At 50.1% G+C, this 13097-nt stretch carries 12 protein-coding genes; 1 reads left to right on the forward strand and 11 read right to left on the reverse strand.

Features of this window, described 5'->3' with window-relative positions; translation table 11 throughout:
- Window positions 1-8: 8 nt before the first annotated feature.
- Genes rsxE through rsxC form a run of 4 tightly spaced genes read right to left on the reverse strand, consistent with a single transcriptional unit; the run spans window position 9 to window position 3650 of the window.
- Window positions 9-764 (reverse strand): electron transport complex subunit RsxE, encoded by a 756-nt coding sequence (gene rsxE, locus FYJ45_RS02760; protein ID WP_154463383.1) that lies wholly within the window; start codon window positions 762-764, stop codon window positions 9-11.
- Window positions 757-1371 carry an RnfABCDGE type electron transport complex subunit G gene (locus tag FYJ45_RS02765; RefSeq protein WP_154463384.1) on the reverse strand — a complete coding sequence of 205 codons (615 nt, stop codon included), beginning with the start codon at window positions 1369-1371 and terminating at the stop codon, window positions 757-759. The genes rsxE and FYJ45_RS02765 overlap by 8 nt, the downstream gene beginning before the upstream one ends.
- Window positions 1368-2300, reverse strand: a complete 933-nt coding sequence (locus tag FYJ45_RS02770) for an RnfABCDGE type electron transport complex subunit D (protein WP_154463385.1) — start codon at window positions 2298-2300, stop codon at window positions 1368-1370. Before FYJ45_RS02770 ends, FYJ45_RS02765 begins: the two co-directional genes overlap by 4 nt.
- A gap of 12 nt (window positions 2301-2312) precedes the next feature.
- Window positions 2313-3650 (reverse strand): electron transport complex subunit RsxC, encoded by a 1338-nt coding sequence (rsxC, locus tag FYJ45_RS02775; RefSeq protein ID WP_154463386.1) that lies wholly within the window; start codon window positions 3648-3650, stop codon window positions 2313-2315.
- A gap of 255 nt (window positions 3651-3905) precedes the next feature.
- On the opposite strand from rsxC, the gene FYJ45_RS02780 reads away from it, so the two are divergent.
- Window positions 3906-5015, forward strand: a complete 1110-nt coding sequence (locus tag FYJ45_RS02780) for a ribonuclease H-like domain-containing protein (protein ID WP_154463387.1) — start codon at window positions 3906-3908, stop codon at window positions 5013-5015.
- Here FYJ45_RS02780 and FYJ45_RS02785 read toward each other — a convergent pair.
- The 7 genes from FYJ45_RS02785 to FYJ45_RS02815 all read right to left on the reverse strand — a co-directional run bounded on the left by FYJ45_RS02785 (window position 5012) and on the right by FYJ45_RS02815 (window position 12905).
- Window positions 5012-7297 carry a hypothetical protein gene (locus FYJ45_RS02785; protein ID WP_154463388.1) on the reverse strand — a complete coding sequence of 762 codons (2286 nt, stop codon included), beginning with the start codon at window positions 7295-7297 and terminating at the stop codon, window positions 5012-5014. The genes FYJ45_RS02780 and FYJ45_RS02785 overlap by 4 nt on opposite strands.
- A 217-nt stretch (window positions 7298-7514) precedes the next feature.
- Complete coding sequence (locus FYJ45_RS30255; protein WP_235930524.1) at window positions 7515-7673, reverse strand: L-2-amino-thiazoline-4-carboxylic acid hydrolase; 159 nt, start codon at window positions 7671-7673, stop codon at window positions 7515-7517.
- Window positions 7674-7857: 184 nt separating this feature from the next.
- Window positions 7858-9030, reverse strand: coding sequence for a 30S ribosomal protein S1 (gene rpsA, locus FYJ45_RS02795; protein ID WP_154463389.1), 1173 nt, complete (start codon window positions 9028-9030; stop codon window positions 7858-7860).
- Window positions 9011-9859 (reverse strand): 4-hydroxy-3-methylbut-2-enyl diphosphate reductase, encoded by an 849-nt coding sequence (gene ispH, locus FYJ45_RS02800; RefSeq protein WP_154463390.1) that lies wholly within the window; start codon window positions 9857-9859, stop codon window positions 9011-9013. The genes rpsA and ispH overlap by 20 nt, the downstream gene beginning before the upstream one ends.
- 1 nt (window position 9860) lies before the next feature.
- Entirely contained in the window at window positions 9861-10532 is a 672-nt protein-coding gene (cmk, locus tag FYJ45_RS02805; RefSeq protein WP_154463391.1) for a (d)CMP kinase, read from the reverse strand.
- A 100-nt stretch (window positions 10533-10632) separates the two neighbouring features.
- Window positions 10633-11952, reverse strand: a complete 1320-nt coding sequence (locus FYJ45_RS02810) for a BaiN/RdsA family NAD(P)/FAD-dependent oxidoreductase (protein WP_154463392.1) — start codon at window positions 11950-11952, stop codon at window positions 10633-10635.
- Window positions 11949-12905: a MurR/RpiR family transcriptional regulator gene (locus tag FYJ45_RS02815; protein ID WP_154463393.1), complete on the reverse strand. Its 957-nt coding sequence runs from the start codon at window positions 12903-12905 to the stop codon at window positions 11949-11951. Before FYJ45_RS02815 ends, FYJ45_RS02810 begins: the two co-directional genes overlap by 4 nt.
- Window positions 12906-13097 lie beyond the last annotated feature (192 nt).

The following is a 13097-nucleotide window of genomic DNA, read 5'->3' on the forward strand; positions in this document are numbered from 1 at the left end:
TCCAACATTTATTTTCCCTCCTCCTTTTTTCCCGCATCCGCGTCATAAAAACGGCGTGCACAGCCGGATTCTCCGCAGGACATGCAGTCCTCGCTGCAGCCAGACTGAATCTTGGACATATCCTTGCCTTTCTTTTCCCCGTTAATCTTCACTTTATTCTGAATCGCCGTCAGCGCCGCCAGAACGAAGAATGCACCGGGAGCCATAACAAAAATATTGATGGGCACGTAATGCTGCAGAATATCGGAGCCGAAGATTTCCGGCGCCTTGCTTCCCAGAATGGCGAAGCCGAAAAACTTGCCGGAGCCCAGGATCTCACGCACCAGACCGATGCAGGTGAGCGCTAGGGAAAAGCCCAGGCCCATTCCAATGCCGTCAAATAAAGAAGGGAGCGGCCCGTTCTTGGAAGCATAGCTTTCTGCACGGCCCAGAATGATACAGTTAACAACGATCAAAGGGATATAAATGCCCAGCGCATCATACAAAAACGGCACATACGCCTGCAGAAGCAGCTCCACCATGGTAACGAAGCTTGCCACAATTACGATAAAGGCGGGAATTCTCACTTTATCAGGTATAATTTTGCGAAACAGCGATATCATCAGGTTGCTCAGCGCCAGCACCACCATTGTGGAAAGGCCCATGCCCAGCCCGTTTATCGCCGATGTGGTGACCGCCAGTGTGGGGCACATGCCCAGGGTCAGCACAAAGGTGGGATTTTCTTTTATAATTCCGTTATAGAGACGTTCGGTTGGCTTATTCATTGCCGCTGCCTCCTTTCAGTTCCGTCTGGAAATAATACAGTCCGGCGTTTACGCCGTTTGTGACCGCATTGGTCGTGATTGTGGCGCTGGTAATAGCGTCAATTTCGTTGTCTGCCGAAACGCCGTCCTTGGTATAGACGTAGCTTTCCGCCTTTTTGCCTGCAAACTGAGGCTTCAATACCTCTTCCGCCTGCATGCCCAGGCCGGGAGTCTCGGAAATGGAGAGAATGGACATTCCGTTGAGCGTATTGTCCATGCGCACACCGATGGTGAACCTGATGTCTCCGCCGTAGCCCTCATGGCTGGTCACCGTAATCACGTATCCTAAAAGGCCGCCGTCCTTGTCATAGGCAGCGCAGTATTCGTTGATGCTCTCCTGGGTGAAGCCGCCCTCATTCAGCACCGCCTGCGCCGCTTCCTCAGAGAAGCCTTCCCCGTCTTCAAAATAATCCGCGTCCTGGAATACCTCCTGGCGCGCTTCCATCCTGGCCTTCTCCTCCTGCACCGCAATGGGATCCTTCGTCACCTGGTAAACAAGGCCCAGAAGCAGGCCGGAAACCAATGTAATCAGGAATAAAATTCCCGCATCCTTCAACATACTTTTCATGCCCGTTCTCCTCCTTTACCAAAAGCTTTGGGAAGAGTAAACCTCTCAATCAGGGGCACCAGCAGGTTCCCCAGGATAATCGCATAGGAAACACCCTCCGCGCTGGCGCTTAAAACCCTGAAAATACCGGTGAGCACACCCAGCAGAATACCGTAAATATACTGCCCCTTCTTGGTCACCGGCCGCGTTACATAATCGGTCGCCATGAAGAAAGCGCCCAGCATCAGGCCGCCGCCGGAAAGCTGTGCGGAAATATAGTATCTGTCAAGCCCATGCCCTCCGAAAAGTATCATGAAAACCACAAAGCTTACGATGTATGTACCGGGAATTCTCAAATCGATGATTTCCAGCCAGATCAGCAGGCATGCGCCAAGAACGATGCACAGCATGGAGGTTTCGCCGATGGTTCCCCCAGTCCTGCCGATTACCATATCCAGAACATTAACGCTCTCTCCCGCTTTCACTGCGGCAAGCGGCGTAGCGCCTGTGTAGGCGTCGCAGTTAAAATTGGTCATAATTGAGGCAAAGGAAATCAGCAGAAAGCATCTGGCTCCCAGAGCCGGGTTCATAAAGTTCTGTCCCAGGCCGCCGAACAGCATCTTCACAACGAGAATTGCAAATACGCCGCCGATGACGCCGATCCACCAGGGCACGCTCACCGGCAGGTTCAGCGCCAGCAGAAGTCCCGTCACCACAGCGGACAGATCCCCGATGGTGTTCTTCTTTTTCGTTATCTTTTCATATAAAAATTCTGTCAGTACCGTGGATGCGATGGTCACTGCAACTATCAGCAGCGCGCGGATACCGAAATTCCAGATGCCAAAGATCGTGGTGGGAAGCAGTGCCGCAATGACCGCAAGCATAATTCTGCCTGTGGAGTCTTTGGATCTGATATGCGGGTTGGATGATACCTTCATCAAGTCGCTCATTGCTCTTTCCTCCTATTTTTTATTGGCAGCGTTTGTTTTCTTGCGCTCTGCCAGTACCATTTTACGCATGGATTTAATCGCCTGGGTAAGCTGGCGCTTGGCCGGGCAGACATAGCTGCAGCAGCCGCATTCACAGCATTCCATACCGTCATGCTTCTCAAAGGCTTCCATATCATAATGCTCCGAATAGGTGGAAAGCAGTGTGGGCACAAGCCTGGAAGGGCAGGCCTCCACACATCTTCCGCAGTTGATGCAGGCCGAAGGCTCTCCCACCTCATCCTTCGACATACACAGCAGTGCGGACGCCGTTTTCGTTGTGGGCACATCCAGATCGAAAATGCCGAAGCCCATCATGGGGCCGCCCGAAACAATCTTCTCCGGTTCTTTGGAGAAGCCGCCCGCTTCTTCTATCAGTTCATGATAATTCGTTCCGATCCGGACAATAAAATTCTGGGGATTGGCAATGGCATCCCCCGTAACGGTAACAATACGGTTCATCAGAGGTTTACCCTCCCTCACCGCACGGTTGACCGCGACCACGGTATCCACATTGTCCACGATACAGCCTGCATCCGCAGGAAGCATGGAGGAATTGATGGCCCGCCCGGTCACTGCAAAAATAAGCTGGCGCTCGGAGCCCTGGGGGTACTTGGTTTTCAGCTTCTTCACCGTAATCCTAGGTTCGTCGCTGGTCATCTCAGTCAAAAGCTTTATGCAGTCCGGCTTATTGTCCTCCACCGCCAACACTCCCTTTGCATTTGGGAAAAGCCGCAGAATCACCTGAAGGCCCCCGATGAGCTTATCAGGCTCCTCCAGCATCCTGCGGTAATCCGAGGTAAGATAAGGTTCACATTCGGCACAGTTGGCAATCACATATTCTATTTTATCCGGTTCCTTTGGTGAAAGCTTTACATGCGTGGGGAACCCTGCGCCGCCCATACCGACCACGCCCGCTTCCTTCACCAGATTGATGATCTCTTCTCCTGACAGCTCCTCAAGGGGCTTCACCGGAGGATATTCCACCTCTTCATACCGCTGATCATTCTCAACCACAATGCTCATCACATTATCGCCGGTGACCACACGCCTCGGTTCAATGGACTTCACCGTTCCCGATACGGTACAGAATACCGATGCGGATACGAAGCCCCCCGCTTCCGCTATCTTCTGCCCTGCCAGCACATGGTCCCCCTTTGCCACGATTGGCCTGGCGGGCGCGCCGATATGCTGGGACAACGGATACACCAGATCTCCCTTTGGCAAAACTGCTTTCATGGGCTTATCCTTGGACAGGTCTTTTCCGTCGTATGGATGGATGCCGCCCATAAATGTTAACTTCGCCTTAGCCATTTTAGCTATCCCTCTTTTCTTGTTAATTATTGCGTATGCACAGGACGAAAGCCGGAACGCATTTTTCAAACACGCTTTGGTCCCCCTCGCCTCCTGTGTTTCCCCGGATCCGCCGTATTCCTCTGCAGCCGTTCTTTTCAAACGGGCCGGTTACCTTCCTGCCGGCAAACCACGGGACGCACGGCATAACATAATCATACCTTAATTTTCATCAAATTACTACATAAAAATCAAAAAATATGGTATATTAATTGTATGAAAACACGAATTAAGAACATACATACAACTGCCGGAGAAACCATCCGGCATTTTCTGGGAGACACGGAAAGTATCCTTTTTTTTGATATCGAAACCACCGGACTCTCCCCCAAAAACGCTTCCGTTTATCTTATCGGCGCCGCGTTTCTTCAGGATAAAAAGTGGACCCTGCAGCAATGGTTTGCAGAAAACACGGCTGAGGAGGAAGCCATTCTGGACGCTTTCCTGAAATTTGCCGCCCCTTACCGGAAGCTGGTGCACTTTAACGGGACGACCTTCGATGTCCCCTTCGTACAGGCAAAATGCAAAAAATATGGCCTGGATTCCCCTTTCCCGCAAATGGAGCAGACGGACATCTACCGACAGATATCGCCCTTAAAAAATCTGCTCAAGCTGCCCAACTGCAAGCAGAAAACATTGGAGGAATATCTTGGCCTTAACAGAGAGGATCCCTTTACCGGCGGCCAGCTGATAGAACTGTACAAGGTCTATCGCCAGGAACGGGATCACCGCCTGCTGGAGGTGCTCCTTCTTCACAATGCGGACGACATCCGGGGCATGCTGTCCGTGGTTCCCATCCTTTCCTATCCGGAGCTTTTTGAAAGCATCCCGTCCGCTGTCGGGGCGGAAACGGACCTTTGTACAGATTATGCGGGAAACATACAAAAAGAACTCCTTGTCCGGCTCACTTTTCCCGCCGCGCTGCCTGTCCCCCTCTCATTTCATGGAGGAGGCTGTTATTTTTCCGGCAGCGAAAATACGGGAACGCTGAAAATACCTGTACTTTCCGGCGAGCTGAAATTCTTTTACCCGGATTATAAAAATTACTCTTATCTTCCGGAGGAGGACAATGCCATTCATAAATCAGTGGCCGTATATGTGGATAAGTCCCATCGGGTGCCCGCTACTCCCGCCACCTGCTATACGAGAAAAAGCGGCGAGTTCCTGCCCCAGCATCTCAAGCCGGGACAGGAGGATCTTTTCACCCCGGCCTTCCGGAAAGGGGTAAAAGAAAAGGAAAGCTTTTTCCTTCTGGAAGAAGCTTTCCTGAATGACAATAAACGGCTGTCCCTCTATGCTGCCCATATACTGGACGGAATGCGTTAATGCGTTCCGTCCTTTTTCTTGCCCGATCCGGCCGCTTCAACAGCGGGACTGCATTTTCTGCGGTTCATCACAAAATATCCCGGTACTGCAATACAGCCAAGCAGCGTCAGAAGGGATATCACCTGGGAGATACGGAAAATAACAGGCTGGCGGTATCTTACAAAGACGGTATGGCTGGCTCCGTCTCCGTTTAACATCACCCTCACACGGTAATTATTTCCGTAGGTTACTTCCAGCGGCGTCCCGTTTTCATCCTCCGCCGTATAGCCCAGATATTTCTGGATCGGGAAATCCACATACTGCCCTTCCTCCGAGGTTTGATAGGTCAGCTTTCCTTTGGTGCCCTTCTTTTCATAATCCTGTACAATTACCTTTTCGGCATCGGAAAGCTGCAGATCCGCTGTCAGCTTATCGTCCATCAGCGCATCTATCCGCCATTCATATGGATAAATAACGGTGGCATCCGATTTCGGGATTCCTATGATTTTATCCTGATGTCCCACCGTTGTGGTGTCATCATAATCTTTATAGGCAAAATTGTTCTGATTATAGGGCTGATTCAGGCAGGTGAGCAGGTTCACTCCCACCAGGAATGCAAATACAAGATTCCTGTAGGGCCGCAGCACCTCCGATTCGGACAGCCAGATGACGCCCGCAAAGATAAACAGGATTCCTGCAGGGGCCAGAAGCCGCCATGGGAACTGGATCGTCCGCAGGACCGGTTCGATGGCCGGAATCAGCTCCTTCAGCGTCTTGCTTCCGAAATAGCCTGTCACAAGGAAGGTCAGCACACAAGCGCAGCCGAAAAGATAGGTGAGGAAGCTGTCTCTTTTACAGTTCTTTTCCTTTGATTTCTCGCATACCAGCTTGAGGATGCATATTGCCGCACAGCCCAGGATGGGAAGTCCCAGGGACAGGAAACGGTAATCGTTGGTATGGAAGGTATCCGCCAGGAAGGAAGCATTGATGGAGTACTCCGAAAAGCCGCTCCAGTCCAGCGCCTTCTGGTACAGGTTTTCCTTCAGGTAGAAGAACAGGAAAGGCACCAGGAACCACAGATTCAGCAGCACCGTAAGCCCCGCCGCTTTCAGCAGTTCAAGCCATCTTTTGTCACAGAAGAGCTCCCTGATAAAAATAAGACAGCAAACTGCGAAAATCACGCTCATCGTGGCTGTGCTGAGCACATGGCTTTCAATCACTCCAGTAAAGCCGATTACCAGCCACGGCCATTTCTTCTTATCTCCCAGCAGCACATGGTAAAAGCCGGCGATAATCAGCGGCAGGAAGGTCAGCGCCAGTGTTTCCCCAAGCGCGCCCCTTGCATAAATATTCGTAAAACGGTAGGGCATCAGAATATAAAGCGCCGTTCCCAGAATACAGGCATATTTTGACCTGGTAATGGATTTGAATACCCGGAATGTAATCGCTACAGTGGCAATATTGGCCATAAATATCAGCGTTTTATAGGAAAGCGCCAGGGAAACGCCAAGCAGCCTCAGCACTGCGGGGATATACAGGAACAGATAGGGATACATGCTGTTCAGATATCCGTTTCCTGCCAGCGCTTCAGGGAAAATAACCACCGGGAACTGCCCGTCCAGCATTCCATCCTTCAGCCCCTCAATTCTGAGCAGATGGTAGCAGACGTCATCCGCCTGGGCAAAGGCCTGGATAAACAGGGGCATGGAAGAATACAGGCACAGTCCCGCCAATATCAGGAAAGTAACCTTCTGTTCTCTTCCTGACGGATGCTTTTTCTCATAGGATGCAAGAAAAACGCCGGTTATGGCCAGCAGTATCACTACAGCCGCCAGGAACCAGGCATCCCTGTAAAAAGCGCCGTGAGGGATCAGGGAAATATTATTTACAATCAGGCTTCCTTTTCCCTGATAGTAAATACGTATATGCAGCTGCTGTGAAGTTTTATCCAGTGTAAAGGTGTAATCCCGGGTAGTTTTCACTCCATCCGTACTCTCCAGGCTCCACTGGGCCACCTTTGTACCATTGTCCCATACTTCAATGATATTATCGGACGAGGTATTGGAATATTCAGGCCTTATGGTATAGGTTCCCTTATCCAGTACATAATCGTCCGTATAGGCAAACATGCCGTAATATGCGGCCGTTTCATCAATGGCAATCAGCCCTGTATAATCGCTGACGCCCGCTGTCTGGTTCAAATCCGTGCCTTTAAGCACCAAAGGCTTGCTGCCCTCGTTTCCCAGCCAGATAAACAACAAAGCTGCCAGTACCGCTGCAGCATACAGAATCTTCTTTTTCATCATCTTCCTCCAGATTGTAATATAAGAAGCAACTCATTCTGCTGCGCAGCCGTCCCCCTCTGCCGGCTTCGCATCCCATTTGTATCTCATTGTAACTGCCGGATATCCGTCCTCACAGTTACTGTTCTTTCATGGCATTTTGGCGGTAATATCTGAGATGGCAGATATCATCGCCGTTTGCAATGGTTTTCGGCAGATCCAGGGCGCAGCCGTAGGCCTATCCGTTCCCTCTGTCACCGCACATGGCTGTATCACACAGGCAGGCGATCTCCTCATCACTGCAGCCCGCCTTCTGCCATGCCTTCACAAGCGGACAGTAATGAAAATGGATTTCCAGTTCATTATCCGTGCAGCGGATTCTTGATTCTTGGTTCATTTACAACCTTACTCATTTTTCCTCATTCCTTCCATTTTTATGTATTTACGGCGGTTCGGCGTCTCTTTGCTGCTTACGCTTACATAGCCTGCAGAATCGTACACCGCCGGGCATATTTAAAAAAGGGATGCGGCGTACTCCCGCATCCCTTTCAACAGCACAGTATGCTGCCACTCATTGTTAATTATTCAGCAGAATCTTCTTCTGCCTTCTGCTTTGCGATTACAGCATCAATATCTACGGAAACCACGTCTGCGTCTGCTTCTTCCTGTACAGGAGCTTCTTCCTTCACTTCCTTAGATTCGGGAGCAAGCATAGCCTTAATACTCAGGCTGATCTTCCTGTCTGTTTCATTGAAATCAACAACCTTTGCCGTAATTTCTTCTCCTGCCTTCAGAACATCTGACGGTTTGTCCACATGCTCTTTAGCAATCTGGGAAACATGAAGAAGAGCATCAATTCCGGGTTCCAGCTCAATAAACGCGCCAAAATCAGTCATTCTTGCCACTCTGCCTGTTACTACATTGCCAACTGCATACTTCTCTGCAGCGGTCTTCCAGGGATTGGCATCGTCAAACTTCATACTGAGAGCAATTTTGCTGCCGTTGATTTCCTTAATCTGTACGGTAACCTGATCACCAACCTTGAATACCTTCTTGGGGTGTTCCACTCTGCCCCAGGACATCTCAGAAATATGAAGCAGTCCGTCTGCTCCGCCCAGATCGATGAATGCGCCGAAATCTGTTACGTTCTTAACAGTTCCTTCCACTACATCACCTTCATGGATTCTTTCAAGCAGTTCCTTCTGCATCTCGGCCTTCTTGGCAACGATGAGCTGCTTGCGGTCGCCGATATATCTCCTTCTCTTCGGATTGTATTCGCTGATAACGAATTCAATATCCTGTCCTGCGTATTTGTTCAGGTCCTTCTCATAAGTGTCGGAAACCAGACTTGCGGGAATGAAAATTCTGACTTCATCTACCACTACGCTTAATCCGCCGTCAAGTACCTGGGTTACCTTGGCAGTAAGCACTTCGTGATTGTTGTATGCTTCTTCTATTCTCTTGTTTCCTCTGTCAGCAGCCAGGCGCTTGTAGGAAAGGATAACCTGTCCTTCTCCGTCATTTACCTTAAGTACCTTGACTTCCATCTTGTCGCCCGTTTTAACGACCGCTGTCATGTCCACGCCGGGATCATTCGTATATTCGTTTTTTGCAAGAATACCGTCTGACTTGTATCCGATATTAAGAATCACTTCTTCAGGCTTAACATCGATAACTGTACCTTCGACTACCTCTCCCGCATGTATAGTTTTTAATGATTCCTCCAACATTTGTTCAAAAGTTAATTCTGACATAGTTTTGAACCTCCTCGATTAATTTATTCGGGGTAGACGCTCCGGCTGTAATACCCACCAGGCGGACAGCTTTGGGTAGTTCTAAATGCAAGTCATCAAGTGTCTGTATCAAACAGGTGTGAGCACACTCCTTGCAGCATATTTCATACAGCTTTCTTGTATTGGAACTGTGCTTCCCACCGATAACAATCATCGCATCAACCTTCGCTGCAATATCCTTTGCCTCAGTTTGTCTCTCCTCAGTTGCGTTACAGATAGTATTCACAACACTAATATCATAACCTTTTTTTAGAAAAATTTCAACTAATTCTTGAAATTTATTGTAGTTAAATGTCGTCTGCGACACAATACACAGCTTTTTCCCGGCCTCAGGTACGAAATCCTGTGCTTCTTTTTCCGATTCAATAACTATCGCCGGAGTGACGGACCAGCCCTGAATCCCCTCTACTTCGGGGTGTCCGGCATTTCCGATGATAACTATCTGTCGGCCTGCCGCACTTTCCTTTTCTACTATTTTATGAATCCTTTTTACAAAAGGGCAGGTGGCATCCACGCATTCCAGTCCCTGTTTTTCTATTTTTTCGCAGATGGATTTGGGCACTCCGTGGGATCGGATGACGATGGTTCCCTCCGTAAGCTGCTCCAGCGCTTCCTCGGATTCGATGACCTCAACCCCTTTTTTTCCCAGATCCTGCACCACAAATTCGTTGTGGATAATCGGTCCGTAGGTATATATTTTCTTTCCGGTTTCTATCTGTTCGTAGACCTTATCCACGGCACGCTTTACACCAAAGCAGAAGCCGGCGCTTTCTGCCAGAATTACTTCCATATTATATGCATCCTTTCTTTCTGCAGATTTCCAGGATAGCTTCCACTACCTCGTCAATGGTCATTTCGGAGGTGTCCACCAGAACCGCGTCCTCTGCCTGCTTTAAAGGCGATATCTCCCGGTTCCTGTCCCTGGCATCCCTTTCAATGATATCCTTTTCAATTTTTTCAAGCGGCTCCGGCGTTCCTTTTGCCGCAAGCTCCTCAAATCTCCGTCTGGCCCTGACAGCGCTGTCCGCAGTCAGGAATATTTTCACGTCCGCGTCAGGGAGCACGCATGTTCCGATATCGCGGCCGTCCATAATCACATTCTCATTGGCAGCCAGCTCCTGCTGAAGACTGCGCAGCCTGTCCCTTACAGCCGGGACAGCGGAGGAATTGGAGGCCATGTTTCCCACTTTCTCCGTACGGATCAGGCCATTCACATTTTCTCCGTTCAGCAGCACAATCTGTTCGCCGTCCTGATAGCTTATGGTAACATCTGCCCCTGTGCATTTCGCCAGTATTGAGTCAGTATCCTGCGGCTGTACCTTCTCCCTGAGAAGGAAAAGGGCAATCGCCCTGTACATTGCGCCTGTATCCACATAAACATAGCCCAGCTTCTTTGCAAGCTTTTTGGCAATCGTGCTTTTCCCTGCTCCCGCAGGGCCGTCAATTGCGATATTATAACTCATTTTTGCTCCTATCCGCCCTTTTGCCGGGCATGCGGCCAACGCCGCGTATATTATATTCGGGCGGTCCTGATGCGGGCCGCCACTTTCTGCCTTCAGGCCGTCACGGTATGCTGGCACCCGCAAGGTATCCTGTTGACCAGGCAATCTGCAGGTTAAAGCCTCCTGTCAGCGCATCCAGATCCAGCATTTCACCGGCCATATACAGCCCGGGCACCAGCCTGGATTCCATGGTGGAAGGGTTGACCTCCTTTACGCGGACGCCGCCGCGGGTGATTATCGCCTCTTCAAAGCCTCTCGTTCCGGCAATGGTCAGCGTCAGTCCCTTGATGCATTCTTCAAAATATTTTCTTTCTTCCCTTGTTATCTCATGTACCTTCTTTTCCGGGTCAATGCCGGAAAGCTGAATCATGATGGGAACCAGCCTGGCGGGGAAGAGTCCGTCCACCGCGTTTTTAAACTGCTTGTTCTTATTTTCCTCAAAATCCCGCAGAATCCTTTTGTCAAGCTGCTCCATGGAAAGGGCGGGTTTCAAATCCAGCTTCAGGTAAGCATGTGCCTTAACCTTTCCATTTTCCAAAGGCTCTGCAGCCGCCCCTGCTTTCTTTGCCTGCTTTTCCTTCTTCTTTCTCAGCTTCTCCGCAGCGGTTTGGTAGTAGCTGCTGGCGCTGAGAATCAGCGGACCGCTCACGCCGAAATGGGTAAAAAGCATCTCACCAAAGCCGCTGTAAATTTCTTTTTCTTCTATATATAATGCAGCCGAAACATTTTTTAGGGCAAGGCCCTGCATCTGTCGGCACCACTCCTCTTTTATATGGAAGGGAACCAGGGAGGGCATGCAGGGGACCAGGGAATGTCCCAGCTCCTGCGCCATACGCATGCCGTCGCCGGTGGAGCCTGTAGCCTGGTAAGAAAGGCCTCCGCAGGCAAGCACCACGGCGTCCGCCGTAATTTCTTCACCTGAGAGAAGCTTAAGCCCTCTTATGGCATTGGAACCGTCCTCCGCTTTTTTTACAAGGAGCTTTTTTACCGGGGTATGGAGCCGGATTTCCACGCCGGCTTTTTCCAGGGCCGACGACAGGGCGCGGATGATATCCGAGGAGTGATCCGAAACAGGGAAAACCCGGCCGCCCCTTTCCGTTTTCAGCGGACAGCCGTTTGCTTCAAAGAAATCCTGTACCGCCTGATTGTCAAAACGGGAAAAGGCGCTGTAGAGAAATTTGGGATTGCTGACTACACTTTGATACAGCTCCTGAGGCTCACAGGCATTGGTCACATTACATCTGCCTTTGCCTGTGATGTATATTTTCTTGCCCAGCTTTTCATTTTTTTCATAAACAGTAACGCAGTGGCCTTTCCCGGCCGCGGAAAGCGCCGCCATCATTCCTGCGGCGCCGCCGCCGACTATTAATACCCTGCTCATAGATTCCTCCGTTCCGCCGCTGCCGCCTTTTCCCCATCCCTGCCTGAGGCAGGCAGGTTCAGGAAAGCATCCTCATCAATAAAATTAATCTCATCATTCAGATAGACCTGGTAATTATTCCAAGCACCCTCCAGGGATTCCAAGCTCGCTTTCACGGCCTCCGGCCGTTTCAGGCATAGAGCCACCACCAGGGCGTTGATTACGCTCAGCGGCGCAACAAGGGAATCCACGATGGAAACCATATCGCTTCTTGCAAGCAGATTGCAGGAGGAATACAGATTCATGGGGGAATGCACACTGTCAGTGATAGTGATTACCTTGGCATTCCTGTCGTTGGCAAACTCCATGGCTTTCAGTGTACGCATGGAATATCTGGGAAAGCTGATGCCGATGATGGCATCCTTATCACCAATCCGCAGCATCTGCTCAAAAACCTCGCTTAAGCTCGTCGTTTTCAGCAGTACAATGTTTCCCCGGATCATATTCAGGTAAAAGCTGAGGAACTCCGCCAGGGGAGCACAGCTTCTGATGCCCGCGATATAAACGGTACGGGCCTCCAGGATAATATCCACCGCCGCGTCAAAGGCTGCGGGATCCAGGTTATCAATGGTATCCTGTATTTTCTCCATATCGCTGGAAAGCACACTGGTGAGCACCTCGGACTGGCTGCTGCCACGATAGGCGGCGCCTACCTTCTGTACGGCATTTAGTTTGGTTTTCACCCAGGCAGCCAGCGCAGCCTGCATTTCCGGATAGCCTTCATAGCCGATGGCCGCCGCAAAACGCACCACCGTTGATTCGCTTATGGACAGCGCCTCTCCCATTTTCGCCGCGGTCATGAATGCCGCCTGGTCGTAGTGCTCCAATATATAGGACGCTATTTGCTTGTGTCGTTTGCTCATACCGGAATAGGCTTTGTTTATTCTGGTGATGATATTATAATTATTTTCCATGAATGTTTACTCTTTGGTTTCCTTTTGACAGACATAACTGTCCGATACCTTTATAGTCACAGGCAGGTAATTCTTATTGTACAGACTGGCTGTTTCGGTGTCAATAATATGTGTTATTATTCCGGCGGCCTTATCTTTTTAATACAGGAAGGCTGGCTTCAGAGGGAAAGAGAAAACAAGGCCTCTGCAATT

This window comes from Eisenbergiella porci, assembly GCF_009696275.1.
Classification (GTDB): domain Bacteria; phylum Bacillota; class Clostridia; order Lachnospirales; family Lachnospiraceae; genus Eisenbergiella; species Eisenbergiella porci.

What these genes read in the sequence shown, in the direction of transcription:
- rsxE (WP_154463383.1), bottom strand. Translation starts at nt 764, where the DNA reads ATGAATAAGCCAACCGAACGTCTCTATAACGGAATTATAAAAGAAAAT.
- FYJ45_RS02765 (WP_154463384.1), bottom strand. Translation starts at nt 1,371, where the DNA reads ATGAAAAGTATGTTGAAGGATGCGGGAATTTTATTCCTGATTACATTG.
- FYJ45_RS02770 (WP_154463385.1), bottom strand. Translation starts at nt 2,300, where the DNA reads ATGAGCGACTTGATGAAGGTATCATCCAACCCGCATATCAGATCCAAA.
- rsxC (WP_154463386.1), bottom strand. Translation starts at nt 3,650, where the DNA reads ATGGCTAAGGCGAAGTTAACATTTATGGGCGGCATCCATCCATACGAC.
- FYJ45_RS02780 (WP_154463387.1), top strand. Translation starts at nt 3,906, where the DNA reads ATGAAAACACGAATTAAGAACATACATACAACTGCCGGAGAAACCATC.
- FYJ45_RS02785 (WP_154463388.1), bottom strand. Translation starts at nt 7,297, where the DNA reads ATGAAAAAGAAGATTCTGTATGCTGCAGCGGTACTGGCAGCTTTGTTG.
- FYJ45_RS30255 (WP_235930524.1), bottom strand. Translation starts at nt 7,673, where the DNA reads ATGAACCAAGAATCAAGAATCCGCTGCACGGATAATGAACTGGAAATC.
- rpsA (WP_154463389.1), bottom strand. Translation starts at nt 9,030, where the DNA reads ATGTCAGAATTAACTTTTGAACAAATGTTGGAGGAATCATTAAAAACT.
- ispH (WP_154463390.1), bottom strand. Translation starts at nt 9,859, where the DNA reads ATGGAAGTAATTCTGGCAGAAAGCGCCGGCTTCTGCTTTGGTGTAAAG.
- cmk (WP_154463391.1), bottom strand. Translation starts at nt 10,532, where the DNA reads ATGAGTTATAATATCGCAATTGACGGCCCTGCGGGAGCAGGGAAAAGC.
- FYJ45_RS02810 (WP_154463392.1), bottom strand. Translation starts at nt 11,952, where the DNA reads ATGAGCAGGGTATTAATAGTCGGCGGCGGCGCCGCAGGAATGATGGCG.
- FYJ45_RS02815 (WP_154463393.1), bottom strand. Translation starts at nt 12,905, where the DNA reads ATGGAAAATAATTATAATATCATCACCAGAATAAACAAAGCCTATTCC.